The sequence below is a fragment of the Nonomuraea thailandensis genome (genome assembly GCF_024172165.1).
GTDB classification, from domain to species: Bacteria; Actinomycetota; Actinomycetes; order Streptosporangiales; family Streptosporangiaceae; genus Nonomuraea; species Nonomuraea thailandensis.
The window spans coordinates 1,389,092-1,414,506 of record NZ_JAMZEB010000002.1 but is presented as its reverse complement, the minus strand read 5'-3'; the positions used below and the strand labels follow the sequence as shown (position 1 = coordinate 1,414,506).

Below are 25,415 nucleotides of genomic sequence, written 5' to 3'. Positions count from 1 at the left end.
CCTCCTGGCCGGTCTCTGGCACACCGCTGACCTCCCGCGCCGTACGATCAGCAGATGACCGAAAAGACCGAAACCACGCCTGCTTGGCTCGCACCGGAAGAACTGGAATCGGTGCGGGGCCGCATGCCGATCCTCTACATCGACGCCGTGCCGGTGCGCGTCGACGACACCGGCGTGGTCACCCGCGTCGGCCTGTTGCTTCGCATGTTGCCGGACGGCACGGTCAGCCGGGCGCTGGTCTCGGGGCGGGTGCTCCACCACGAGCGGATCCGCGACGCGCTGATGCGGCACCTGGAGAAGGACCTCGGGCCTGTGGCGCTGCCCCGCATCCCCGTCTCGCCGCAGCCGTTCACCGTCGCCGAGTACTTTCCCACGCCCGGCGTCACGCCCTACCACGACCCGCGCCAGCATGCCGTCTCGCTGGCCTACATCGTGCCCGTCGCGGGTGACTGCCGGCCCCGGCAGGACGCGCTCGACCTGGTGTGGTTCACACCGGAGGAGGCGGCCTCGCCGATGGTGCAGGAGGAGATGGCCGGTGGGCAGGGCGTGCTGCTGAAGCAGGCCCTGGCGCACGTCGGCTGCCTGCCCTGAGCAGGGGTCAGGGGCGTCCGGCGCCGTCGCGGAGCCAGCGGTAGAGAGGGTCGCCGGGGCAGGAGGTGTCGTAGCCGTCGCGGTGGCCCTTGACCTCGCGGCCCGCGTCGCCGTGCTCGCGGAGGTATTCGATGGCGTCGACCAGGGCGTTGAGCAGGTCGTCGTTCGGCTCCGTCAGCCCCGAGCTGCCGACCAGGGCGAGCACCGCGTAGTGGCCGGAGTTGAGGCCCGCGCCGTTGGCGGCCGGCAGGGCGTGGGGGCCGCGGCCCATGAACGTGCGCCGGTGAGGGCAGCACACCATGTTGTAGCCCAGGTCGATGTACTTCTCGCCGCGGCCCCCGGACATGTGCATGCGCTGGATGTCCTGGACCAGGTCGACGCAGCGGTCGTGGTTGCCGGAGTCGGCGAGGTCGGCGGGCACCTTCCCGCCCGTGTAGTGGATCTTGATGCCCTCGGTGGACGACAGCCGGACGTAGTCGCTGGTCGGCTTCTTGGCGTGCCACTCCGCACGGGTGACCAGATTCATGGGTTCCTCTCCTCGCAGGAATGTCATCGCCATCAGAGTGTCAACTTTCAGTAGCGATGTCATCACTCTTTGTCACTAGAGTGAGGTGCCGTCGTGGTGACGGTTCCCTGCGGGGAAGAGGGGGCGGGAGAGCAGGCGCCCCTCCCGGCCGCGCGAGCCGCCGGGCGGGGTGAGGTCAGGCGCTCACTGGCCGGTCAGCGTGATCGGCGTCTCCACGCCCCGGTGGACCCGGCGGAAGACGTGCGATCGGCCGCCCGACCGGAAGCCGGCCCGTGCCGTGATCCGCCCGGCGGACGGCGCGGGGAAGCCGACCGAGATGGCCATCCCGGGGTCCACGCGGGCGACCGTGTGCGCCCGCGCCCTGCGTCTGCCGTCGAGGCCCAGCTCGACCTGGGTCCAGGGCACGGCGGAGCCGTTGTGCAGGGTGACCACGACCTGCCCGCCGGTGAGCTCGGTGCGCAGCCCGTACGGCAGGCGCGGGTCCTCCCCGATCGAGCCGTCGAGCAGCTCCATCAGCTCCTGGGTGATCTGGGGCCTGGCGGCGGCGACGTCGCGCCTCTCCCCCGGGTCCTTGGTCAGGTCGTACAGCTCGACGCGGCCCTCGGGCCCGGCGGCGGCGATGTTCGGGTCGAACCTGACCAGCTTCCACCGGCCCCGGCGGATGGCCTGGGCCTTGCGCGGCCGGTTCCAGACGAGGTGGGTGTGCCTGGGCGCGCCCTCGCCGGTGAGCAGGCCGCGGAAGGACAGGCCGTCGAGGTTGGCGGGGACGGGCGTGTCCGCCAGGTCGGCCAGCGTCGGCAGGATGTCCCAGGACGCCACGGGCTGCCGCTCCACCCGCGGGCTCAGCCCCGGCGACCAGGCGATCAGCGGCACGCGGATGCCGCCCTCGTACACGTCGCGCTTGTCGGCCCGGTAGGGGCCGTTGGAGTCGAAGAGCCAGGGCGTGACGCCCTTCTCCCTGTGCGGCCCGTTGTCGCTGGTGAACAGCACGAGGGTGTCCTTGGCCAGGCCCGCGTCGCGCAGGGCCCGGATCAGCGCGGCGACGTCGGTGTCGAGCCTGGCCACCTGGGCCGCGTGGCGGCGGTTCGGACCGCTCCACGGCTTGTCCTCGTACTCGCCGGCGTCGCCGGGAACGACGCTCGGCGAGTGCGGCAGCGTGCTGGCGAAGTAGAGCAGGAACGGCTGGTCGCCGCCGGCGCCGATGAAGTCGACGGCCCGCTGCCTGAACAGGTGCGGCGCGTACTTGCTGCCGTCGAGCTGCACCTTCTGCCCGTTGTGCCACAGGTACTTGGGGAAGTACTGGTGCGCGTGCTTGTGGCCGATGTAGCCGAAGAACTCGTCGAAGCCGCGCATGTTCGGATGCGAGGCCTGGTCGGGCTGCTCGGGGCCGAAGCCCCACTTGCCGATGCAGGCGGTGCGGTAGCCGGACAGCTGCAGCACCTCGGCGAAGGTGAGGTCCGCGTCGGTGAGCGAGTGCTGCGGCCCGCCCTCCGGGTTCTCCCGCACGGTGCTGTGGCCGGCGTGCAGGCCGGTGAGCAGCGAGCAGCGTGACGGCGCGCAGAGCGGCGCCCCCGCGTACGCGGCCTTGAACTGCACGCCCTCGGCCGCCAGCCGGTCCAGGTTCGGAGTGTGGATCAGGCGCTGCCCGTTGCTGCCTATCTCTCCCCAGCCGAGGTCGTCGGCCAGGATGAGCAGGATGTTCGGCCGCCTGGGCAGGCTGCCACGACGTGCGGTGGCCTCGGCGCCCGCGGCAGTCACCGCGGGCAGGGCGAGGCCGGCGAAGGTACCGGCGAGTAAGGCTCGGCGCGAAGGCCCGTTGATCACGAAGGGCAACATATCGGAGCCTTGGGCGAATGGCGGGCAAATCGGAGGCGAACTCTGTCACAGAGTCGCAACCGATGCGACGCGATACCCATCAGGCGAGATACTCCCACGTCCGGCAGATGTCGTGCAGCTCAGCGGGGATCTCCTCGGGCGTCGGCAGCGGCCTGCCGGCCACGACGGTGCCGGTACGGATCTTGTCACGCCAGTCGCCGATGCCCTTGACGAAGCCGCCGTGGTCCTTCTTGCCGTACTCCAGCATGACGGGCTCGAACTCCACGCCCAGGAACAGGCAGATGCGGCGGAGCTGGCCCTCGGGGTCGGCGGTCAGCTCCTCGTAGCGCACGGTCAGGCCCTCCAGCTGGGTACGGGCCTCCTCCAGGTACTTCATGTAGTTGAGCGTGCGCGGCACGGCCTCGCTCATGGGCCGCTTGACCGGGTCGGCCTCGTGCCAGGACTGCACGATCGACATCGGGTGGCGCAGCAGGAAGATGAAGCGCGCGTCCGGCCAGCAGGTGGCGATGCGCCGCCAGACGAAGACGTTGCTGGGCGTCTTCTCGCACATGACCGTCTTGCCGCTGCGGGTCAGCTCGCGGTGCAGCAGCCGGTCCCACACCAGGTGCTCGATGTCGCTGTGGGTGTGGCCGAGCAGCTCCATGGCCTGGCGTACGGGGTCGGTGCCCAGGCCCACCGTCACCCGCCTGAAGTGCGTCTCGATCGGCGAGTGGATCCGGGAATGGCTGTTGAGCATGACGCGCAGCAGCGTGGAGCCGGACCGCACGGACGACAGCAGGAAGGCCGGCTCACGCAGCAGCCGGTCGTGCGAGGGATCGACGGGCGGGCGCACCCTGTCCTCCGGCAGCCGCTGCAACTCCAGCGGAACCTTGGGCGGTGGCGGCGGTTTGGGCGGCTCCTTCCGCAGCTTGCGCGACAGCGTGTATCCCGTCAGGCCCTCAAGAGTGGCGTTGGCCCGGTACCTCCAGTTCATGGGGCTACAAGGTAGAGCCGCCCAGTGAACCGCAGGTGAATCCGGCCTGTGAAGATGTTGCGAGGAAGACAGAACATCCGTGCACAAAGACGCAGAGCAGAACATTGTTCCGGCCCACCATGGAGCAGTCAAAGCTTCAAGCACTCCATGAGGAGGAGTCATGTACACGCTCAAGCGTCGAGCCATGCACCTTTCGTTACTCGGCGGCCTGGCCATCGGCGCGCTCGCCGCGCTGCCCGCCACCGGCCACGCCGCCACCGCGGTGGCCGGTTCTGCGGCCGGCACCTCGTCCGCCTCGGTGCGGGTGGTCAGCGGCGGCCTGCTGCAGCTCGACTACGTCGGCTCGGCCGACGCCAACAAGGTCCTGATCACGCTGGAGTCGGGCACCAACGCGCTGCGGATCAGCGACTCGGTGAACATCACCCCCGGCGCCGGCTGCGTCTCGGCCCCTGGCGACCTCACCACCGTGCGGTGCTCCGTCGGCATCACGCGCATCCTGGCCCGGCTGGGCGAGGGCGCCGACAGGTTCACCACGCTCGTCCCGCTGCAGGGCTACGTCGAGGGCGACGGCGGCAACGACGTCTTCCGCCCCAGCCAGTCCAAGGGCACCGTGGGCGCGGCGACCAGCCGGATCATGTACTTCGGCGGTCTCGGCGAGGACACCGCCGACTACCAGGGCGTGCCGGCCACCGGCCCCACCGGGACCAACGGCGTGCGGGTCAGCCTGGACTTCCGTCACAACGACGGGCGCGAGGCCGACGGTGCCCGCCCCGCGGACGAGGACAACGTCCAGACCGAGAACGTCGTCGGCGGCTCCTTCGGCGACACGCTCACCGGCGACGACCTGAACAACCGGCTCACCGGCGGCAACGGCCGTGACCTGCTGACCGCGGGCCGCGGCAACGACGTGATCGACCTGCGCGACGACACCGGCGACCAGTTGTCGTTCTGCGGCGAGGGCACCGACGTGGCCCTGATCGACGCCGGGGCGCGCGACCGGGTGGGCGTGGACTGCGAGACGGTCCAGGGCCCCAGTTAGTCGAGCAGGGCTGGTCGAGCACGGCTGGTCGAGCACGGCTAGGCGCGCTTGACCCGCCGGTCGTGCACCACCGCGTACGTGTTGCGCAGCGCCTCCATCGACGCGTCGTAGGAGGCCTGCGCGACCCCGGTGAACAGGCAGTCCACCACCATGAGCTGGGCGATGCGGCTGCCGAGCGCGCCGGAGCGGAAGCTGGTCTCCCGCGCGGCCGTCGTGAGCGTCACGTCGGCCGCGCGGGCCAGCGGCGACTCGCGGAAGTTCGTGATCGCCACGGTGGCGGCCCCGGTCTTGCGTGCGATGGCGAGGAACTCGACGGTGTCCACGGTGGCTCCGCTGTGCGAGACGGCCACCGCCACGCAGCCGGGGCCGAGCGTGGCCGCCGAGGTCCAGGCCGAGTGGGAGTCGTGCCAGTTGATCGCGGTGCGGCCGATGCGTGACAGCTTCTGCTGCAGGTCGAGCCCGACCAGCGCGCTCGCCCCCACCCCGAAGGTGTCGATCCGGCGGGCGGCCAGCAGCCGTGCCACCGCCTCGCCCAGCGCCTCCATGTCCAGCATGCGGGCCGTGTCGGCGATGGAGAGCGTCTCGTTCATGGCGACCTTGGAGACGATGCCCTCCAGGCTGTCGTTCCTGTCGATGTCGCCCGACACCTCGGGCAGGCTGGCGGCGGCCAGCTCCTCCCTGGCCACGGCCCTGGTCAGGTCGATGCGGAAGTGTTTGTAGTGGGCGTAGCCCATGCGCTGGTAGAAGCGCACCACGGAGGTCGTCGAGGTCTCGCAGCGGGCGGCCAGCTCGGCGATGGACAGGTTGGCGGCGGCGCCCGGGTCGCCCACGAACAGCTCGGCGATGCGCCGCTCCGACGGCCGCAGGGCGGGCATGGCCGCGCGGATGCGGATCAGCAGCGTCTCGGCGTCCTCGGTCATCGTCACCCCGTCGCTGGAAAGAAAATACCCCGGTGGTAGGGTCTGCGTAATTTTATGACCTACTGCCCGAAGGAGACCACATGCCCCGTGGCGCCTTCTCCGCGGCCGGCCTCGCCGCCGCGTTGTCCCTCGCCCTCACCGCCTGTTCGTCCTCCTCCGGGCCGGCCACCAGCAGCGCCCCGGCCGGTCAGGGCGGCGGCACGCTCGTGGTCGGGGTGACCTCCGACCCCGACACGCTCTTCCCCTGGAAGGCCACCCAGTTCACGGCCGTCAACGTGCTGCAGAACCTGTACGGCACGCTCACCGAGTTCGACAAGGACCTGAACGTGGTCCCCGGCCTCGCCGAGTCCTGGGAGCCCTCGCAGGACGGCAAGAAGCTGACGCTCAAGCTGCGGCAGGGCGTCACGTTCGCCGACGGCAGCGCGTTCGACTCCAAGGACGTCAAGTCCTCCCTCGACAAGATCATGGACGAGAAGACGGCGGCCGTCGCCCGGGCGTCGCTGGCGTCGGTGAAGTCCGTCGAGGCCCCCGACGCGAGCACGGTGGTGCTGGAGCTGACCGGCCCCGACGCCGCCCTGCCCGCCAACCTCGCCACGGTCAACATGGCCATGCTCTCCTCCGACGACACCGAGGAGAAGCTGAACGCCACGCCCAACGGCACGGGACCGTTCACGCTGGGCAAGCGCGTGGCCAGCCAGTCGATCACGCTCACCAGGAACGACAAGTACTGGGGCGCGGAGAAGGCCAAGGCCGGCACGGTCGAGTTCCGGGTGATCCCCGACGAGTCGTCCATCGTCTCGGCCATGCAGTCGGGCAACGTGCAGCTCGCGGTCTTCAACGACCCGCTGGTCGCGCAGACCGCCGAGGGCGGCGGCACGATCACCGTGGCCAAGACACCGCAGCTCAACTACCACGTGCTCCAGCTCAACGCGCAGCGCGGCGAGCTCAAGGACGTCAACGTGCGCCTGGCGATGCAGTGCGCGATCGACCGCAAGCAGGTGCTCGACACCGCCGCGCTCGGCGAGGGCGAGGTGACCGGGCCGATCACCGCCCCGGCGTTCAAGTCCGACCCGAACAAGCGCCCCTGCCCGAACCGCGACCTGGCCAAGGCCGCCGAGTATCTCGGCAAGGCCGGCAAGACCGGTGGCGTGACGGTCAAGGCGATCGTGTCCCAGGGCGAGTACGCCACCTCCGTCAACGAGGCCCAGAACCTCAAGGCCCAGCTCGCCGAGGCGAAGATCAACCTGGAGCTGGAGGTGCTGGAGTCGGGCGCGTTCGTGGACCGCTGGGTGGCGGCCGACTTCGAGGCGGCCGTCGCGCTCAACGGCGGGCGGCCCGACCCCGACGGCTCCTACGGCCGCTACTTCACCAGCGAGGGCAACCTGAACAAGGTCGCCGGCTACAGCTCCCCCGAGCTGGACGAGCTGTTCGCGCAGGGCAAGGCCACGACCGACCAGGCCGGGCGCAAGGCGATCTACGACAAGGTCGGCGAGCACCTGGAGGCCAACGCCGCCTGGATCTGGCTGTTCTCGGGTTACACCTACACCGCGACGACGGCGAACGTGACCGGCTTCGTGCCGATGGCCAGCGGTTCGCTGCAGTACCTGCGGACCACCTCGGTCGGATGAGGCTGCTGCGCAACCGGCCGCTGCGGCGCGTGGCGGAGACGATCGGCATCCTGTTCGGGGTGGCCGTGGTCGTCTTCGTCATGCTGCGCGCCCTGCCCGGCGACCAGATCACGGCCGGGCTGGGCACGGAGGCCGCCGCGCTCACCCCGGCCCAGCGGCAGGCCCTGGAGCAGTACTACGGGCTGGACCAGCCGCTGGTCACGCAGTTCTTCTCGTGGCTGGGCAACATGTTCACCGGCAACTTCGGCTACTCGGCCCGCTCCCAGCAGAGCGTGCTGGGGCTGACCCTGAACGCGCTGCCGGTGACGTTCGAGCTCGCCGTGCTGTCGATCGTGCTGGCGCTGCTGATCGGGGTTCCGCTCGGCATGCTGGCCGCCTCCCGGACGAACTCCGCCAGGGACGCCGCCGGCCAGGTCGTGAGCCTGGCGGGGCTGTCGATCCCGGCGTTCCTGCTGGCCACGACGCTGCTGTCGATCTTCGCGGCGTCGTTCGGGTTCAACCCCAACGGGCAGGGCTTCGCCACCCTCTTCGAGGACCCGCTGCTCAACCTGCAGCAGATGCTGCTGCCCGCGCTGGTGCTGGGCTTCGGCATCGCGGCGCCGATCCTGCGCACCACCCGCACGGCGGTGCTGGAGGTGCGCTCGAACGACTTCGTGCGCACCGCCCGCGCCAAGGGCGTGCCGGAGCGGCGGCTCCAGGTGCGGCACGTGCTGGGCAACGCGCTCGTGCCGATCGTGACCATGACCGGGCTGCAGTTCGGCTACCTGCTGGGCGGGGCGGTCGTGGTCGAGCAGATCTTCTCCGTGCCGGGCATCGGGCGGCAGGTGCTGCTGGGCATCCAGCAGAAGGAGTACGCGGTGGTGCAGAGCACTGTGCTGGTGATCGCGCTGGCGTTCGTCCTGGTCAACCTGCTGACCGACCTGCTCTACCGGGTGATCGACCCGCGGGTGAGGGCGTCATGAGGCGCAGTCCCGCGGCGGTGACGGGCATCGCGATCCTGGTGCTGCTGGCGGTCGTGGCGGTGCTGTCGTACCTGGGGCTGCTGCCGTACGACCCGATCGCGCAACATCCGCCGTCCCGGTTCCAGGCGCCGTCGGGCGAGCACCTGTTCGGCACCGACCAGTTCGGGCGGGACGTGTTCTCCCGCGTGGCGTCCGGAGTGGGCAACTCGGCGCTGATCGCGGTGGTCGCGGTGGCGTTCGCGACCGTGGTCGGCACGCTCGGCGGGCTGGTGTCCGGCTTCTACCGCGGCCTGGCCGACGGCGCGATCGGCGGCGTGACGAACGTGCTGTTCGCGTTCCCGCCGCTGCTGCTGGCGCTGTCGCTGGCCTCGGTGCTGGACCGCAACTGGTTCACGATCGCGGTGGCCATCGCCATCGTGTACGTGCCGATCTTCATCCGCGTCACGCGCGGCCCGGTGCTCTCGCTCAGGGAGATCGAGTACGTCAAGGCCGCCGTCTCCACCGGCCAGAGCCGCTGGCAGATCATGCTGCGCCACGTGCTGCCGAACATCACCTCCATCATCGTCGTCCAGGTGGCGCTGTCGCTGTCGTGGGCGGTGCTGACCGAGGCGTCGCTGAGCTTTCTGGGCCTCGGCACCCCGCCGCCTGCGCCGTCGCTCGGCTCGATGATCTTCGAGGCGCGCAGCCTGGTGTTCATCGCGCCGTGGACGCTGATCGCGCCCGGCGTGGTCGTCGTGCTGCTCGTGGTGGGGCTGAACCTGCTCGGCGACGGCCTGCGTGACACTCTCGACCCCCGGAACCGAGGTAACCGGTGAACCTCTCAGAACTGACCACGGAGTCGGCCGATCCGCGCTTCGCCCACATCGACACGATGAGCGTGGGCGACCTGGCCGCCACCATGAACGCGGCCGACGCCACGGTGCCCACCGCGGTCGCCGCGGCGCTGCCCAGCATCACGGCGGCGATCGAGGCCACGGCCGCGCGCATGGAGGCCGGCGGCCGGCTCGTCTACGTGGGCGCGGGCACGCCCGGCCGGCTGGGCGTGCTGGACGCCTCCGAGTGCCCGCCGACCTTCTCCACGCCGCCCGAGCAGGTCTTCGCGATCATCGCGGGCGGCCGGAGCGCGATCGTCTCCCCCTGCGAGGGGGCCGAGGACGACGAGGAGGCGGGAGCCGCCGAGGTGGACGCCGCCGGGATCGGGCCGCTGGACACCGTGGTGGGCGTCGCCTCCAGCGGGCGCACCCCGTACGTGCTGGCCGCCGTGCGGCGGGCGCGCGCGCTGGGGGCGCTGACCGTGGGGCTGTCGTGCAACACGGGCACGCCGCTCAGCGCGGCGGCAGAGCACGCGATCGAGGTGCTGGTCGGGCCCGAGGTGATCAGCGGCTCCACCCGGCTCAAGGCGGGCACGGCGCAGAAGCTCGTGCTCAACATGTTCTCGACGATCGTGATGGTGCGGCTGGGCAAGACGTACGGCAACCTCATGGTCGATGTGAAGGCCAGCAACGGCAAGCTGCGCGAGCGGGCCGTGCGCATGGTGCGGACGATCACCGGGAGCGGGCGCGAGGAGGCGCTGGCGGCCCTGGCCGCGAACGGGTTCAACGTCAAGCAGGCGGTCGTGGCCGCCCGCTTCGAGCTGTCGCCGCAGGACGCGGCGGCCCGGCTGGCCGCGGCCGGCGGGCGGCTGCGCGCGGCTCTGGGGGAGTTGTCATGAAGGTTCTCGGGATGATCTCCGGCACCTCGCACGACGGGATCGACGTCGCCGTGGTGGACTTCGAGCTGGTCGGGAGCGTGCTCGAAGGCCGGGTCCTGCACACGGCGAGCACGCCGTACCCGGCGGAGCTGCGGGCGCGGCTGATCGCGGCGATGCCGCCCGCGCCGACGACGCTGGCGGAGGTGTGCGAGCTCGACACGCTCATCGGGCAGAGCTTCGCCGGCGCCGCCGTCGCGGCGATCGAGGCGGGCGGGCCCGTCGACCTGGTCGTCTCGCACGGGCAGACCGTCTACCACTGGGTGGAGGGCGCGCACGCGCTCGGCACCCTGCAGATCGGGCAGCCCGCCTGGATCGCCGAGCGGACCGGCGCGCCCGTGCTGTCCGACGTGCGGATCAGGGACATCACGGCCGGCGGGCACGGGGCGCCGCTGGTGTCGGTGCTGGACGGGCTGCTGCTCGGCGCGTACGAGGGCGGGGCGGGGGCGCTCAACCTGGGCGGCATCGCCAACGTGACCGTGGTGCGCGGCGACACCCTCTACGCCTACGACATCGGGCCCGCCAACGCGCTGATCGACGCCGTGGTGACGAGCCGCGGGCTGCATCCGCGCGGGTTCGACGAGGACGGGCGGATCGCCGCCTCCGGGCGGGTGCACGCGGGGCTGCTGGAGGTGCTGCTGGACGAGCCGTACTACCGACTGGCCGCGCCCAAGAGCACGGGCAAGGAGCTGTTCCACCTGGATTACGTGGACGCGGCCCTGGTTCGGGCGGGCATCCGCCTCGCAGGCCCGGACGCGGTGGCGGGCGGCACGACGGCGGGCGGCACGACGGCGGGCGGCGTGATCGGCGAGGCCGATCTCGTGGCGACGCTGACCGAGCTGACCGTGCGCACGGTCGCGCACGACGTGCGGGCCGCCGCGGTCGGCGCGCTGGTCGTGTCGGGCGGCGGATGCCGCAACCCCGTCGTCATGGACGGGCTGCGGGCGGCGCTGCCCGGCGTGAGCGTGTCGCCGTCCGACGAGTTCGGCGCGCCCGCCGACGACAAGGAGGCGATCGCGTTCGCGCTGATCGGCTGGCTCACCGCGCACGGCCTGCCCGGCACGGTGCCCGGCGGGACGGGGGCCGCGAGCGCGCGCATCCTGGGCACGCTGACCCCGGGCGCCGGGCCGATCGTCCTGCCCGCGCCGGTCGCCTCCCCGCCCCGGTCCCTGAGGCTGGCATGAACGCGCCGCCCGGCCTGATCATGGCGGCCCGCACGCCCTGGTTCGACCTCGACGAGTGCGCCGGCCACCGGACCGTGTCCGGCGAGGGCGGCGGGGCGGCGCCGATGACCATGGACACCTACCACGACCTGGCTTCGGTGACCAAGGTCGTGGCCACGACCACGATGCTGATCCGCCTGGTGTCCGACCGGCTGGTGGACCTGGACGCGCCGCTGAGCGCGTACCTGCCGAGGTCGTACGAGGCGATCACCGTGCGGGACCTGCTGCTGCACCGCGGCGGCCTGTGGGAGTGGTGGCCGCTGTACATCCAGCCGCAGCTGCCCCCGCCCCGCTACCGCCCCGGCCGCGCCCGCCACTACTCCGACCTCGGCTTCATCCTGCTGGGCAGGATCGTCGCGCAGGTGACGGGGCTGCGCCTGGACCGGGCGCTGGCCGAGCTGGTCACCCGGCCGCTGGGCCTGACCTCCACCACGTACGCCCGCCCGGCGGGCTCCGAGGTGGCCATGAGCGCCCTGGACGACCGCGTCGAGATGACCATGCTCGACACCGGCCGCCCGTACCCGGTGCCCTACCGCAGCGGCGACTTCGCCCGCTGGCGCGCCGAGCCGGTGCTCGGGGAGGTCGCCGACGGCAACGCCTACCACGCCTTCGACGGCGTCGCGGGGCACGCGGGCCTGTTCTCGACGGTGCCCGACCTGCTGAAGTACGGCCTGGCCCTGTCCAGGTACGAGGAGTACGACCACCTGTGGCGGCCGGAGGTCGTCCGCGAGTTCCTCGCCCCGGGCCCCGACCAGGAGCAGGCGCTGGGCTTTCGCAGGTACGCGCTGGAGCTGCCCGGCGAGACCGTCACCGTCCTCGGCCACCCCGGCTACGTGGGCTGCGCGGTCGGCTTCGTGCCCGGCCGCGACATCGCGCTGGCGATGGCGAGCAACCGCCTGCTCGCCGAGGGCGCGCCGACGCCCACCGACGACCTCTGGACCGCCCTGCTGCAGGACATCGCACACCGATCGGGGACCGCATGAGCCCGCTCCTGGAGATCCGCGACCTGTCGGTCGCCTTCCGCAACCGCAAGCGGGACGTCACCGTCGTCAGGAACGTCTCGATGGACATCCAGCCGGGCCAGACGGTCGCGGTGGTGGGCGAGTCGGGCTCCGGCAAGTCGACCACCGCCGCCGCGGTCAACCGGCTGCTGCCCGACAACGGCCGCATCACCGGCGGCCAGGTGCTGTTCGAGGGCCGCGACCTGGCCACGGCGAGCCGGCGCGAGATGACCGCGATCCGCGGCGCCGGCATCGGCCTGGTGCCCCAGGACCCGATGTCGAACCTCAACCCGCTCATGCGCATCGGCGACCAGATCGCCGAGGCGCTGGAGGTGCACGGCGTGGCCGCGGGCAGGGCGGCGCGGGCCCGCGTCGTCGAGCTGCTTGACATGGTGGGCATCCCCGACCCGCAGCGGCGCGCCGGGCAGTACCCGCACGAGTTCTCCGGCGGCATGCGGCAGCGGGCGCTGATCGCCATGGGGCTCGCCTGCCGGCCCAGGCTGCTCATCGCCGACGAGCCGACCTCCGCCCTGGACGTGACCGTGCAGCGGCGCATCCTCGACCAGCTCGGGCAGCTCACCGCCGAGATGGGCACGGCCGTCTTCCTCATCACGCACGACCTGGCGCTGGCGGCCGAGCGGGCCGACGTGGTGGCCGTCATGTACCAGGGCGAGATCGTCGAGACCGGGCCCGCGGCCGGGATCCTGTCCGACCCGGCGCACGAGTACACCAGGCGGCTGCTCCAGGCCGTGCCGAGCCTGTCGTCGGTACGCGTCAGCGCGCCGCCCTCCGGCGAGCCGGACCTGGTCGTGGTGGACGGGCTGCGCAAGGTGTTCCCGATGAGGGGCGGCGGGGAGGAGTTCACGGCGGTCGACGGGGTGTCGTTCGCCATCCCGCGGGGCCGTACCGTCTCGATCGTGGGCGAGTCGGGCTCGGGCAAGTCGACGACCGCGAACCTGCTGCTCGGCCTGGACACGCCGACCGCGGGCGGCATCCGCTTCGACGGCACGGACCTGAGCGCGCTGGGCAGGAAGGACCTGTTCGCCTTCCGCCGCCGGGTCCAGCCGGTCTTCCAGAACCCGTACGCCTCGCTCGACCCGCGCTACACGGTGGAGAAGTCCATCACCGAGCCGCTGCGCGTGCACCGCGTCGGCACCGCGGCCGAGCGCAGGAAAACGGCGGCCGAGCTGCTGGAGAAGGTGTCGCTGCCCGCGTCGCTGGCCGGGCGGCTGCCGCACGAGCTGTCCGGCGGCCAGCGCCAGCGGGTGGCCATCGCCCGCGCGCTGGCCCTGTCGCCGGAGCTGGTCGTGCTCGACGAGGCCGTCTCCGCGCTGGACGTGCTGGTGCAGGCGCAGATCCTGGAGCTGCTCGCCGAGCTGCAGCGGGAGCTGGGGCTCAGCTACCTGTTCATCAGCCACGACCTGGCCGTCGTACGGATGATCTCGCACGCGGTGCACGTCATGCGCAACGGCCGGATCGTGGAGAGCGGCACCGCGCAGGAGATCTTCGACAGTCCCTCCGACGACTACACCCGGGAGTTGCTCGCCGCCATCCCCGGCCGGTCACAGTAGAGACGTGAAGATCCTCCTGGTTCAACCCCCGCACTGGTCCCCCGACGGTCACGCCAACTTCGACGCCGTCGAGGAGCTGCTCGGCTCCTCCTCGGGGGACGTGATGCTGCTGCCCGAGCTGGCGGGCTCCAGCCTGCCCCGCGCCGACTACCTGGCCAGGGTCCGGGCGCTGGCCGAGGGCTCGGGCATGACGGTCGTCGGGGGCTCGCACTACGACGGGCCCGTCAACCGGGGCGCGGTGTTCGACGGGCGGGGCACGCTGCTGCTGGAGTACGACAAGGTGCATCCGTACGGGCTGGAGCTGCGCTCCGGCGTGCGCCCCGGCAGGCCGAGCGCGGGCTTCGAGCTGGACGGCCGCCGCCTGCACGTGCTCCTCTGCGCCGACCTGTGGTACTCCGGCAGCCTGGCCGGGCACGACGGGCTCGACGCCGTCCTCGTGCCCGCCTTCTCCGTCACCCGCTGGGACGGCCCCGCCCCGGCCCGGGAGCTGTGGCAGCACATGAGCGTGGCGCGGGCGTACGAGTTCATGACGTACGTGGCGGTCAGCGACTGGCATCACGAGACCACCTACCACGGCCACCCCTGCGCCGGGGTCACCGGCCTGGCCAACCCGTGCCCGCAGACGCACGCGGGCTTCTTCACCGGCCCGCCCGGCGCCCCCGTCTCGCGGCACGAGCTGGACTTCGACCGCCTGGACGCCTTCCGCCGCGACCGCGACGAGCGCGGCTTCCGGTAGGCGGGCTGCCTTGCGTGGCGGGGCCGCTCCCCGGGGCAGGGCCGCTCCCCGGGGTAGGGCTTCCCCGGGGTAGGGCTGTCCCTACCGTCGCTTGGACCGCGCGCAGGATCGAGCGGGCCGGGGCCGCGCCCGTAGCGTCGTCCCCATGAGAACCCTCCGGCACCGCCTCGCCACCGACACCCGTTACACCCTGCTCGGCCTGCCGATGGCCGTCCTGCACTTCGCCGTCGTCGTGGTCGGGATCTCGGCCGGGCTGGGCACCGCGGTCGTGTTCGTCGGCCTGCCGATCCTGGCGGCCACCGCCGCCGCGGCCAGGAACCTGGCCGACTTCGAGCGTGTCGCGCTGCCCGGCGTGCTCGGCCGCCCCGTGGCCCGACCGGCCTACCGGCCCGCGCCGGCGTGGGCGGGCTGGTTCCGCCGCACGATGAACCCGCTGGCCGGCGGCCAGGCCGTGCTCGACCTGCTGTACGGCATCATCGCCTTCCCGATCTCGCTGGCCGCCGCCGTCGTCTCCGCCGTCTGGTGGGCCGGGGCGCTGGCCGGCCTGACCTTCCCCCTCTACGGCTGGATCATCGCCGCCATCCCCGGCGTGGACCGGAGCCTGCCCGAGCTGCTCGGCCTGGGCGGCGGCGACACGATGTTCGTCGTCTTCAACACCGCGATCGGCGTGCTGTTCGCGCTGACGCTCGTCCCGGTGGTGCGCGGCGCGGCTCTGGTCAAGGCGAGCCTGGCCCAGGCCATGCTCACCCGCGCCCCTTCCGCCTCTCCCTCCCCCTCCCCCTACGCCGACGCCGACGCCGACGCCTACGAGCGGGTCAGTGAGCCGCGCTGGGCGTGAGCTCGTCCGCCACCTGGCGGGTGACGCGCCGGCCCATGAGAGCCACCAGCTTGCGGGGCCGGCGCGGCATCAGGTGGGCCATCGCGAAGTTGCCGCGGCCGGGCACCACGTAGCCGCGGTCGCGGTCGTAGGCCCGCAGGGCGGCCGTGACGACGGACTCGGGGGTGGCGGGCGTGGCGCCGATGGCGGCCTTCCTGGTGCCGATCCGGTCGAAGAAGGCCGTCTCGACCGGGCCGGGCGTGACGGCGAGCACCTTGACGCCGCTGCCGCGCAGCTCGCTCCACAGGGCCAGGCTGAAGTTGAGCACGAACGTCTTGGACGCGGCGTACGTCGCGAAGTACGGCGCCACGTTGAACCCGGCCGTGGACCCCACGTTGATCACGCCGCCGGAGCCGCGGCGGAGCATCGCCGGCAGGAACGCGTGCGTCAGCCCCACCAGCGACACGACGTTGACCATGAGCTCGTCGTGCTCGCGCTCGGCGGCGATCCGGTCGAAGTTGCCCGCCGTGCCGAAGCCGGCGTTGTTGACGAGCAGCTCGACGGTGAGGCCGCGGGCGGCGCTCTCCTCGGCGACCCGGGTGGCGGCGTCGGGCGCCGACAGGTCCTGGACGATGACCTCCGCGCGTACGTCGTGGTGGCGGCGCAGCTCGTCGGCCAGCGTTTCGAGGGCCGGCGCGGACCTGGCGACCAGCGCGAGGTCGTGCCCGCGGGCGGCGAGGCTGCGGGCGAACTGGGCGCCGAGGCCGGAGGACGCGCCGGTCACGAGAGCGGTTCCCTTGGTAGTCATGAGCTAGAAAGTAGCAGATATCTCTAAATCTGCAACACTTCGTCTCACTTCAAAGCTGTAGTGTTCCTTCCATGGTGAAACTGCGGGCCGACGCCGAGCGCAGCATGCGCGCGATCATGGCGGCGGCGGAAGAGGTGCTGAGCGCCAGCCCGGTGGCCACGATGGAGCAGGTCGCCGAGGCGGCGGGCGTGGCCAGGGCCACCGTCCACCGCAGGTTCGCCAGCAGGGAGGCGCTGATCGAGGCCATGGAGGTGACCGCGTGGCGGGAGATACTCCAGGCGGTGCACGCCGCCCGCCCGCAGACCGCTCCCCCGCTGGTCGCGCTGCACCAGGCCACCGCCGGCATCCTGCAGATCAAGCCCGCCTGGCGCTTCACGCTGGCCCGGCAGGTGCCGCTCAGCGCCGAGGCGCAGGCCGTGCAGGCGGAGGTGATGTCGGTGTGCGAGGAGGTCTTCGGCAAGCTGCTCGGGCCCGGCGCCGACCTCGTCTGGGCCAGGCAGGTCTACCTCGCGCTGCTGGGGGAGGCCGCGCACGGCACTCCCCCAGCGGGCCAGGATCCTGACACGATCGCCGCGAAGGTGATCGACACCCTCATGCACGGCGTTCAGCGCAGGGCGTAGGCGCGGATCACCTCCTGCGAGAGCGTGTCGCCGTTCACGTCGGAGACGTTCAGCCGCAGCGAGACGAAGCCGGGGCGCGACCGGTCGAGCGTCGTCTCGTAGGCCCGGTCGCCCTTGGCCGCCCGCAGCCGGGCCGGCTTCCAGCTCGCGCCGTCGTCGTACGACACCTCCAGCGCGACCCGCTCGATCGCGCTCTGCCGCGCCCCCTCCTGGTGGCGCAGGGTCAGGCCGAGCCGGCGCGACCCGGCCCGGTTCGTCAGGTCCACAGGCGCGTCGAAGGCGGCCACCAGCAGCGGGATCACCGCGGTCTCATGCTGGGAGGCGAACGTCCACACGCCGCGCGTGCGGGTGGACAGCTTCGCCCACTCCGACTCGTTCGCCACGTCGTACTCGATCCGGTACGACGCCTTCTCCGGCACCAGCGTGCCCGAGCCGGAAGGCAGGTAGTTCGTCTGCCAGAGCAGCGTGTCGCCCTGGTAGAGCCGGAAGTCGGTCTTCAGGCCGCGCTCGAAGTCGCTGGTGTACGCCTCGCCGTAGTTGCCCCCGGCGTCCACGAAGCCCTGCATCGACAGCCGCAGGTTGTCGCCCTCCCTGCGCACCGGGTTGCGCGGGTTGACGCCGGGCAGCAGCGGCTGCCTGAACACGGTGCGGCCGACCCGCTCCCCCGCCTCGTACGGGCGCATCTCCGGCGCCGACACCGCCACCCGTGCCGTGTCCGGGTGCGGCCACATGTTGTTGTAGGACCGCTCCGGCGTGCCCGCGGACGTGCTCCACCGCAGGCCGGGGTCGGGGGTGACGTAGTCGACGCGGGTGCGCGGCGCCTTGGCCATGGGGTGGTTCGTCGAGATCGACATGGTGTCCCAGGGCTCGAACACGTAGCGGGCCTCGTTGACCGTCATGTCGCCGGCGAGCTGGCCGTGGTAGCCGGTCTCGATCCTGGCCTGGGACCTGGCGCGCACGACGTACGTGAGCGAGTCGCGGACCCTGCCCTGCTCGCGCAGGTACAGGTCGTACACGTACGGGCTGGCCACGATGCCCTTGGCCACGATCGGCGCCGGCAGGCGGCGCAGCCGCTCGACGAGCTTCAGCCCCTCCTCGTGGGTCAGCCGGACGGTCGGGACGGCCAGCTTGACCCCGTTGCCGCCGGTGGTGACGTCGGAGCCGGGCCGGTCGCTGTAGACGGCCACCATGGCGGCCCCGGCCGCGGCGGCGGCGTTCGACTGCGTGGAGACGGGCACGCCGTCGGTGCGCCGGATGACGGCGAGCTTGCCGCGCAGGTCGCGGCCCTTGATCTCGTCGGCGCCGCCCCGGCCGGCGTCCACGGCCAGGAGCAGGCGGGTGCCGTCGAGGCGCGGGTACTCGGTGGAGAAGTCGCTGAACTGGACCGGGTCCACGTACTCGGGCGCCAGCTTCAGGCCGGGCGTGGAGAAGGCGATCTCCGGGGCCCTGAGCCGCCAGCGGGTGGCGACCACGAACGTGCCCTTGGTGACCTTCCTGGTCGGCTGGACGAACAGGCGCTCCTCGACCTGCCCGCCGGGCGAGATCGTGGTGCCGCCGCGCAGCGCGGTCCCCTGCTCGCCGGCGCGGTACCACATGAGGGCGGCGGCGGAGCCGGTGTTCCGCTTGGTCTCGTGGTCGGGGGTCTCGACCTTGACCTCGACGGCCTTGCGGGCGTCCAGCACGACCTCGGTGTCCGCGGTGATCTCCATCTCCGGGTCGCCGAGCAGGCTTTCGTTGAGCGGCTTGCCGCCGGCGGTGCTGTCCTGGGTGGCGGGCATGGTGAAGATGTGGCCGAGCACCGAGTACGTGCCGGGCTTGACGAGCAGGCAGGTGCCGGAGCCGTACTTGGCGTCGGTGCAGGGCTGAGCCGGGTCGCCGGGGAGCACGCGGCCGACGAGGGTGCCCTCGTCCAGGTTCAGCACGGTGAAGCCGCCGCGGCCGGGGCGGCCGTCCCTGGCGATGCCGCGGACGCGCAGCTCGACCCGCTTGACGTCCACGCTCGCGGTCAGCAGCGTGCGGGTGCCCGCCGCCGTCAGCTCCTGGCGCAGCGTCCCCGCCTCGCCCGCCTTGATCGTGACCTTCGCCTCGGCGGTGCCGCCCGCGGGGACGGTGAGCGTGGCGGGCTCGACCGTGAACGCGTCGCCGGCCGCCAGCGGCAGCTCGGCGGCGCTCCGGCCGAGGTTGCGGTAGGTGATGGTGAGCGTCTTCTCCTCGCCGGTGGTGAGCCGGCCGAAGTTGAGCGAGCCCGCCGAGGCGACGACCGAGCCCTTGATCGCGGCGGCCACGTCGATCCTGCCCGCGCCCTGCGCGTCCACCGGGATGTCGCCGCCCGCCTTGGCGGTGGCCATGAGCAGGGACTTCAGCTCGTTCCCCGTGATGCCGGGGCGGGCCTGGCGCAGCAGCGCCGCGGCGCCCGCGACGTGCGGGGTGGCCATGGAGGTGCCGGACATCGCGACCCGTCCGCCGCCCGGCTTCGCGGCGGTGACGTCCACGCCCGGAGCGGTGACGTCGGGCTTGACCGCCTGGTCGGCCACGATCGGGCCCCTGCTGGAGAAGGGGGCGAGCCGGTCCTGGCCGTCCACCGCGCCGACGGTCAGCGCCGCCGGGGCGTCACCGGGGGCGCCCACGCACGAGTCGCAGCCGTCGTTGCCCGCGGCCACCACGAACAGCGTGCCGTACTGCTGGGTGAGCCGGGCGACGGCGTCGGTGAGCGGCCCGCCCGCCTCGGGGCTGCCCAGGCTCAGGTTGACGACCTCGGCGCGCTTCTCGCCGGCCGCCCACTCCATGCCGTCGATGATCCAGGAGAGCTGCCCGTAGCCGTCGGCGCCCAGCACCCGGCCGTTGAGCAGCCGCACGCCGGGCGCCACGCCGGAGGCCGTGCCCGCCACGTGGGTGCCGTGGCCGTGCGGGTCGGCGGTGGTGTTCTCGCCGGTGAAGTCCCGCTGGTCGGCGACCTTGCCGGCCAGGTCGGGGTGGGTGGCGTCCACCCCTGTGTCGAGCACGGCCACGGTGGTGCCGGCGCCGTCGTACCCGGCGGCCCACGCCTCGGGCGCGCCGATCTGCGGCACGCTGTCCTCCAGCACCGCCCGCACCTCGCGGTCCAGCCAGACCTTCGCCACGCCGGCCAGCGGCGAGGCGGCCCGCGCGCCCTGTCCCGGGGCGGCCAGCCTGGCCAGCTCCGCTCCGAACGCCGCCGCGTCCTTGGCCTGGAGCCGCACGCCCGCGCCGCCGATGCTCTCCAGCGCGCGCACCTGCTCGACGGCCGGCAGCGCGGCCCTGGTCGCGTTCGGCGAGGCGTAGGTGAGGATCAGCGGGATGGCGGCGCCGTAGCCCTGCTCGGCCAGGGCCGTCACGTTGAACAGCTCGGTGTCGAGCCGCTCGGGCACCAGGGAGGCGACGTCGTCGGGGATGACCGTCACGCCACGGCCGGTCTCCAGCACCTGGAACACCGGCACGGACCCGTCGGCCCTGGGCGCGGGGGTGACCGTCACCGTGCTGTGCCCGCCGTCCACGGCCCGCACCTGCACCCGGTCACCGGTGATCAGGGTGATCTCGCCGCTGCCCGCCTCCGGTGTGAACGCCGCCGCCGGAGCGGTGGCGGCGTACGCGCCGGGAGCCGGGAGCGGGGCGGCCGCCATGAGGGCCGCGACGGCCACCACCATCCCCCGCCGTAAGCCACGCATGGACGACCTCCAGTATCGGTAAGCACGAATACCGAATTCCTAGCCATCCTGAACTGGTGCTGTCTATGAGATGGGCATGGCCACATCCCGACTTGTCGTAAAGCCGCCACTCGCGAGTTGGCTAACGAACACGCCCCGTTTACAGTGAGCCGGACCATGGACACAGGCATGCTCGACGTTCCCGGCGCCAGGCTCCACTACGAGGTCCGCGGCTCGGGCCCGGTGCTCCTGGTGATGCTCGGCGGCAGCACGGACCCCGCGATGGCCGCCCCGCTGGCCGAGATCCTGTCCGGCCGCCACACGGTCATCACCTACGACCGCCGCGGCTACTCCCGCAGCCCCCTGACGGAGCCGTCCGGTGAGCACCCCGTCGCGCTGCACGCCGGCGACGCGCTACGCCTCCTGCAAGCCGCCGGCTCCGAGCCCGCCTCCGTCTTCGCCACCCACGCGGGCGCGCTGATCGCCCTCGACCTGCTGGCCCGCCACCCCGCACGGGTGCGGCGGCTGGTGGCGCACGAGCCGCCCGCCTTCGAGCTGCTGCCCGACGCCGGACGCTGGCGCCGCCTGACGGAGGAGACGCTCGCCCTCTTCGAACGCGAAGGCGCCGGCGCGGCGATGCGCCGGATGGGCGAGGAGACCGGCCTGATGCCCCCCGCCCCGCCGGACCCCGGCCTGCCGGAATGGGTGCGCGACATGCTGACCAGGATGGCGGCCAACGCCGAGCCGAACCTGCGCCACGAGCTGCGCGCCTTCAGCGGCTACGTCCCCGACGCGGCGGCGCTGCGCGGCGCCCCGCTCGTCCTGGCGTACGGGGCCGGCGACCAGGGCACGCTCTTCCACCGTGCCACGCTGGCCGTGGCGGAGCACCTCGGCAGGCAGGCGGTGGAGCTGCCCGGCGACCACGTCGGCTACCTGCGCGACCCCGCCGCCTTCGCCGAGGCGCTGCACGCGTGCCTGGCGTGATCGTGCCGGGCGGGGCCGCCCGGCACGCGAGCCGGCCCGTCCCGGTCACGAGTCCAGGGTGATGCCCTCCCTGCGCAGGTCCTCGACGATCCCGTCCACCAGGCGGGTGGCGACCGTGTGCCGCAGCCGCCCGTGCTCGCGCAGCTCGCGTACGGCGGGCACCGGGTCGGGGTCGGCGAACAGGCGCTCGTCGGAGTAGTCCACCGGGCGGCCCGTCGGGTCGACGGTCCACCAGGAGGCCTCCAGCGCGATGCCGTTCGGGTCGCTGAAGTAGATCGAGCGCAGGAAGCCGTGGTCGATGACGTCGGTCACCTCGCAGCCGTGCGCCTTGAGCCGGTCGCGCAGCCGCAGCAGCGCGTCCTCGTCGGGCAGGTGGAGGGCCAGGTGGTCGAACTGCGCCGCCTTCGCGTACGGCACCCCGGCCGGCTTGGCGAAGCTGTCGAGCTCCTGGTCGGCGTATTCGAAGAAGGCGACGGTGTTGCCCGTGCCCACCTCGAAGAAGTAGTGCTTGAACGCGGGGACGGCGAGGGTGGTGACGAGCCGGGCGTCGAGCACGCCGTGCCAGAAGCGCACGGTGGCGTCCATGTCCGCCGTCACCAGGGCGAGGTGGTGCACGCCGCGCCAGTGCACCGTTTCCGGGGTCGCAGCCATGCGTCAAACGTACGCCTTTCAACTATCCCCGTTAAGGGACATTGCCCTGGCGGCAACAGGATGCCTAACGTGCTGTTTGCCACTTCCTGACCGACGAGGAGCCCTGCCTGATGCATGACGACCGTGACCTGGTCGAAGCCCGGTTGAAGCGCGTTCTGAACGAGCGGATCCGCCCGGCGATCTACCCCGAGTCCGTCCCCCTGGAGGTGGCCGTCTGGCACGCGCCCGATGAGCCCGTGCCGGTGGCGCAGGGCCTGGCGGCCGGGGGTGAGCCGATCGCGGTGGGTCAGGCGTGGGGCAAGCCGTGGGGGACGAGCTGGTTCACCGTCTCCGGCGCCGTCCCCATGGAGTGGAGCGGCCGGATCGTGGAGGCGATCCTGGATCTCGGCTTCGACGCGGACAGGCCGGGCTTCCAGTGCGAGGGCCTGGTCTACCGGCCCGACGGCACGCCGGTGAAGGGGCTCAACCCGCGCAACCAGTGGGTCCGCGTCGCCTCGCCCGCCGAGGGCGGCGAGGAGGTGCTGCTGCACGTCGAGGCCGCTTCCAACCCGATCATCCTGGGCCACGACGCCTTCCGGCCTACGGCGATGGGCGACAAGGAGACCGCCGGCGGCGACCCGCTGTACCTGCTGACCCGCATGGACCTGGCCGTCTTCGACAAGACGGTGTGGGAGCTGGTCATGGACCTGGAGGTGATCGGCGAGCTCATGCTGGAGCTGCCGGTCGACGGTCCCCGCCGCTGGGAGCTGCTGCGGGCCGTGGAGCGGGCGCTGGACGCGGTCGACCTTCAGGACGTCGGCGGCACCGCGGCGGCGGCCAGGGCGGAGCTGGCAGGGGTGCTGGCCTCGCCGGCCGTGCCGTCGGCGCACCGGATCAGCGCGGTCGGGCACGCGCACATCGACTCGGCGTGGTTGTGGCCGCTGCGCGAGACCGTGCGCAAGGTGGCCCGCACGACCTCCAACATGACCGCGCTGCTGGAGGACGAGCCGGACTTCGTGTTCGCGATGTCGCAGGCGCAGCAGTGGGCGTGGGTGAAGGAGCACCGGCCCGAGGTGTGGGCGAAGGTGACCAAGGCGGTGGCGGCGGGCAGGTTCGTCCCGGCGGGCGGCATGTGGGTGGAGTCCGACACGAACATGCCCGGCTCGGAGGCCATGGCCCGGCAGTTCGTGCACGGCAAGCGGTTCTTCATCGACGAGTTCGGCGTGGACAACGAGGAGGTGTGGCTGCCGGACACGTTCGGGTTCGCGGCGGGGCTGCCGCAGATCATCAAGGCGGCCGGGTCCAGGCGGCTGCTCACGCAGAAGATCTCGTGGAGCCAGACGAACACGTTCCCGCACCACACGTTCCTGTGGGAGGGCATCGACGGGACCCGGATCTTCACGCACTTCCCGCCGGTCGACACCTACAACTGCTCGATGCAGGGCAGGGAGCTGGCGCACGCGGCCCGCAACTTCAAGGACAAGGGCGTGGCCCGGCACTCGCTGGCCCCGACGGGCTGGGGCGACGGGGGCGGCGGCACGACGCGGGAGATGGTGGCCAAGGCGGCCCGTGTACGCGACCTGGAAGGCTCCGCCATGGTCGCGTGGGAGACGCCGGCCGAGTTCTTCGCCAAGGCCGAGGCCGAGTATCCGCAGCCGCCCGTGTGGGTCGGCGAGCTCTACCTGGAGCTGCACCGCGCCACGCTGACCAGCCAGGCCAAGACCAAGCAGGGCAACCGGCGCAGCGAGTCGCTGCTGCGGGAGGCCGAGCTGTGGGCCGCCACGGCGGCGGTGCGGGCGGACGCGCCCTACCCGTACGAGCGGCTCGACCGGATCTGGAAGACGGTGCTGCTGCACCAGTTCCACGACATCCTGCCGGGGTCGTCGATCGCGTGGGTGCACCGGGAGGCGCGCAGGACGTACGAGGTGGTGGCGCGGGAGCTGAACGAGATCATCGACGGCGCCCAGCGGGCGCTGGCGGGCGAGGGACAGCAGGAGCTGATCTTCAACGGCGCCCCGCACGCCCGCCACGGCGTCCCCGCCGGCGGCGCCGCACCCGCCGGCCCCGCGCCGGCAACGCGGGCGCGCCCCAGGGCGGGAGGCGGCTTCGTGCTGGAGGACGAGCTGCTCAGGGTCGAGGTCGACGGGCGCGGGCTGGTCGTGTCGGCCTTCGACCTGCGGGCCGGCAGGGAGACGGTCGCGCCGGGCCGCGCGGCGAACCTGCTCCAGCTCCACCAGGACTTCCCCAACAAGTGGGACGCCTGGGACGTGGACGAGTTCTACCGGCGCACGGTCACCGACCTCACCGAAGCCGCCGACGTCCGGCTGGACGGGGACGCCGTGCTGGTCGAGCGCTCGTTCGGAGCGTCGGCGGTCACCCAGCGGCTCACCCTCACCTCCGGGCGGCTGGAGATCGACACCGAGGTCGACTGGCACGAGACGGAGAAGTTCCTCAAGCTGGCCTTCCCGCTGGACGTGCGCGCCGACCGGTACGCCTCCGAGAGCCAGTACGGCCACTCCTTCCGCGCCACCCACACGAACACGAGCTGGGAGGCGGCCAAGTTCGAGGCCTGCAACCACCGCTTCGTGCACGTGGAGGAGCCGGGCTGGGGCGTGGCCGTGGTCAACGACTCCACCTACGGCCACGACGTGACCCGCGAGGTGGACGGGCACGGCACGACCACGACGCTGCGCGCCTCGTTGCTGCGCGCCCCGCGCTTCCCCGACCCGGAGACCGACCAGGGGACGCACCGCTTCCGTCACGCGCTGGTGCCGGGCGCGGCCATCGGCGACGCGGTGCGCGAGGGGTACTTCATCAACCTGCCCGAACGCCGCCTGCCGGGCGCCGCGCCGGTGCAGCCGCTGGTCACGGTGGACGACGACGCCGTCGTGGTGACGGCGGTCAAGCTGGCCGACGACGAGAGCGGCGACGTGATCGTCCGCTTCCACGAGTCCAGGGGCGGCCGGGCGAAGGCGACCCTGCGGCCCGGTTTCCCCGTCGCCGAGGTGGTCGCGACGGACCTGCTGGAGCGGCCCACGGGCGAGCCGCAGCGCCCGGTGGACGGGATCCCCGTGACGCTGCGGCCGTTCGAGCTGGTCACGCTCCGGCTCAAGCGCGCCTGATCGCTCGCGTACGCGCGCC

The 25,415-nt window shown here is 72.4% G+C and carries 21 protein-coding genes; 14 read left to right on the top strand and 7 right to left on the bottom strand.

The window, feature by feature from the left end:
• Nucleotides 1-54: 54 nt before the first annotated feature.
• Nucleotides 55-591, top strand: a complete 537-nt coding sequence (locus HD597_RS10610) for an NUDIX hydrolase family protein (RefSeq protein ID WP_253741838.1) — start codon at nt 55-57, stop codon at nt 589-591.
• A gap of 7 nt (nt 592-598) precedes the next feature.
• Here HD597_RS10610 and HD597_RS10605 read toward each other — a convergent pair whose 3' ends face one another.
• From HD597_RS10605 to HD597_RS10595, 3 genes are all read right to left on the bottom strand, one after another.
• Nucleotides 599-1,117, bottom strand: coding sequence for a peptidoglycan recognition protein family protein (locus HD597_RS10605; RefSeq protein WP_253741837.1), 519 nt, complete (start codon nt 1,115-1,117; stop codon nt 599-601).
• 183 nt (nt 1,118-1,300) lie between these two features.
• A complete protein-coding gene (locus HD597_RS10600) occupies nt 1,301-2,941 on the bottom strand; it encodes an arylsulfatase (RefSeq protein WP_253741836.1) in 1,641 nt (546 codons plus the stop codon).
• Between the two features lie 91 nt (nt 2,942-3,032).
• Nucleotides 3,033-3,926, bottom strand: a complete 894-nt coding sequence (locus HD597_RS10595; protein ID WP_253741835.1) for a sulfotransferase family protein — start codon at nt 3,924-3,926, stop codon at nt 3,033-3,035.
• A 184-nt stretch (nt 3,927-4,110) separates the two neighbouring features.
• Here HD597_RS10595 and HD597_RS10590 point away from each other — a divergent pair, with 184 nt between their 5' ends.
• The gene (locus tag HD597_RS10590; protein WP_253741834.1) at nt 4,111-4,965 is read left to right on the top strand and encodes a hypothetical protein; all 855 of its coding nucleotides are present in this window, start codon (nt 4,111-4,113) and stop codon (nt 4,963-4,965) included.
• Nucleotides 4,966-5,003: 38 nt separating this feature from the next.
• Here HD597_RS10590 and HD597_RS10585 read toward each other — a convergent pair whose 3' ends face one another.
• Nucleotides 5,004-5,885 carry a MurR/RpiR family transcriptional regulator gene (locus tag HD597_RS10585; RefSeq protein WP_253741833.1) on the bottom strand — a complete coding sequence of 294 codons (882 nt, stop codon included), beginning with the start codon at nt 5,883-5,885 and terminating at the stop codon, nt 5,004-5,006.
• An 80-nt stretch (nt 5,886-5,965) separates the two neighbouring features.
• On the opposite strand from HD597_RS10585, the gene HD597_RS10580 reads away from it, so the two are divergent.
• The 9 genes from HD597_RS10580 to HD597_RS10540 all read left to right on the top strand — a co-directional run bounded on the left by HD597_RS10580 (nt 5,966) and on the right by HD597_RS10540 (nt 15,591).
• Entirely contained in the window at nt 5,966-7,513 is a 1,548-nt protein-coding gene (locus tag HD597_RS10580; protein WP_253741832.1) for an ABC transporter substrate-binding protein, read from the top strand.
• A complete protein-coding gene (locus tag HD597_RS10575) occupies nt 7,510-8,475 on the top strand; it encodes an ABC transporter permease (protein WP_253741831.1) in 966 nt (321 codons plus the stop codon). The genes HD597_RS10580 and HD597_RS10575 overlap by 4 nt, the downstream gene beginning before the upstream one ends.
• Nucleotides 8,472-9,290 carry an ABC transporter permease gene (locus HD597_RS10570; RefSeq protein WP_253741830.1) on the top strand — a complete coding sequence of 273 codons (819 nt, stop codon included), beginning with the start codon at nt 8,472-8,474 and terminating at the stop codon, nt 9,288-9,290. Before HD597_RS10575 ends, HD597_RS10570 begins: the two co-directional genes overlap by 4 nt.
• Nucleotides 9,287-10,186 carry an N-acetylmuramic acid 6-phosphate etherase gene (murQ, locus tag HD597_RS10565; RefSeq protein WP_253741829.1) on the top strand — a complete coding sequence of 300 codons (900 nt, stop codon included), beginning with the start codon at nt 9,287-9,289 and terminating at the stop codon, nt 10,184-10,186. Before HD597_RS10570 ends, murQ begins: the two co-directional genes overlap by 4 nt.
• On the top strand, nt 10,183-11,406 hold the full coding sequence (locus HD597_RS10560) for an anhydro-N-acetylmuramic acid kinase (protein ID WP_253741828.1): 1,224 nt from the start codon (nt 10,183-10,185) through the stop codon (nt 11,404-11,406). The genes murQ and HD597_RS10560 overlap by 4 nt, the downstream gene beginning before the upstream one ends.
• Nucleotides 11,403-12,428: a serine hydrolase domain-containing protein gene (locus HD597_RS10555; RefSeq protein WP_253741827.1), complete on the top strand. Its 1,026-nt coding sequence runs from the start codon at nt 11,403-11,405 to the stop codon at nt 12,426-12,428. Before HD597_RS10560 ends, HD597_RS10555 begins: the two co-directional genes overlap by 4 nt.
• A complete protein-coding gene (locus tag HD597_RS10550) occupies nt 12,425-14,017 on the top strand; it encodes an ABC transporter ATP-binding protein (protein WP_253741826.1) in 1,593 nt (530 codons plus the stop codon). Before HD597_RS10555 ends, HD597_RS10550 begins: the two co-directional genes overlap by 4 nt.
• A 4-nt stretch (nt 14,018-14,021) precedes the next feature.
• Complete coding sequence (locus HD597_RS10545) at nt 14,022-14,753, top strand: carbon-nitrogen hydrolase family protein (protein WP_253741825.1); 732 nt, start codon at nt 14,022-14,024, stop codon at nt 14,751-14,753.
• 145 nt (nt 14,754-14,898) lie between these two features.
• Entirely contained in the window at nt 14,899-15,591 is a 693-nt protein-coding gene (locus tag HD597_RS10540; RefSeq protein ID WP_253741824.1) for a sensor domain-containing protein, read from the top strand.
• Here HD597_RS10540 and HD597_RS10535 read toward each other — a convergent pair.
• Nucleotides 15,569-16,378 (bottom strand): SDR family NAD(P)-dependent oxidoreductase, encoded by an 810-nt coding sequence (locus tag HD597_RS10535; protein ID WP_253741823.1) that lies wholly within the window; start codon nt 16,376-16,378, stop codon nt 15,569-15,571. The two genes, HD597_RS10540 and HD597_RS10535, sit on opposite strands and share 23 nt — an antisense overlap.
• Nucleotides 16,379-16,449: 71 nt before the next feature.
• Between HD597_RS10535 and HD597_RS10530 the strand changes: the two genes are divergently transcribed.
• Nucleotides 16,450-16,998: a TetR/AcrR family transcriptional regulator gene (locus HD597_RS10530; protein ID WP_253741822.1), complete on the top strand. Its 549-nt coding sequence runs from the start codon at nt 16,450-16,452 to the stop codon at nt 16,996-16,998.
• Here the strand turns inward: HD597_RS10530 and HD597_RS10525 are convergent.
• Nucleotides 16,983-20,681 (bottom strand): S8 family peptidase, encoded by a 3,699-nt coding sequence (locus HD597_RS10525; protein WP_253741821.1) that lies wholly within the window; start codon nt 20,679-20,681, stop codon nt 16,983-16,985. The genes HD597_RS10530 and HD597_RS10525 overlap by 16 nt on opposite strands.
• A 156-nt stretch (nt 20,682-20,837) precedes the next feature.
• Here HD597_RS10525 and HD597_RS10520 point away from each other — a divergent pair, with 156 nt between their 5' ends.
• Nucleotides 20,838-21,644, top strand: coding sequence for an alpha/beta fold hydrolase (locus HD597_RS10520; RefSeq protein ID WP_253741820.1), 807 nt, complete (start codon nt 20,838-20,840; stop codon nt 21,642-21,644).
• Between the two features lie 45 nt (nt 21,645-21,689).
• Here the strand turns inward: HD597_RS10520 and HD597_RS10515 are convergent, their stop codons facing one another.
• Nucleotides 21,690-22,295, bottom strand: a complete 606-nt coding sequence (locus tag HD597_RS10515; RefSeq protein ID WP_253741819.1) for a VOC family protein — start codon at nt 22,293-22,295, stop codon at nt 21,690-21,692.
• Nucleotides 22,296-22,405: 110 nt separating this feature from the next.
• Between HD597_RS10515 and HD597_RS10510 the strand changes: the two genes are divergently transcribed.
• The gene (locus HD597_RS10510; protein ID WP_253741818.1) at nt 22,406-25,396 is read left to right on the top strand and encodes an alpha-mannosidase; all 2,991 of its coding nucleotides are present in this window, start codon (nt 22,406-22,408) and stop codon (nt 25,394-25,396) included.
• Nucleotides 25,397-25,415 lie beyond the last annotated feature (19 nt).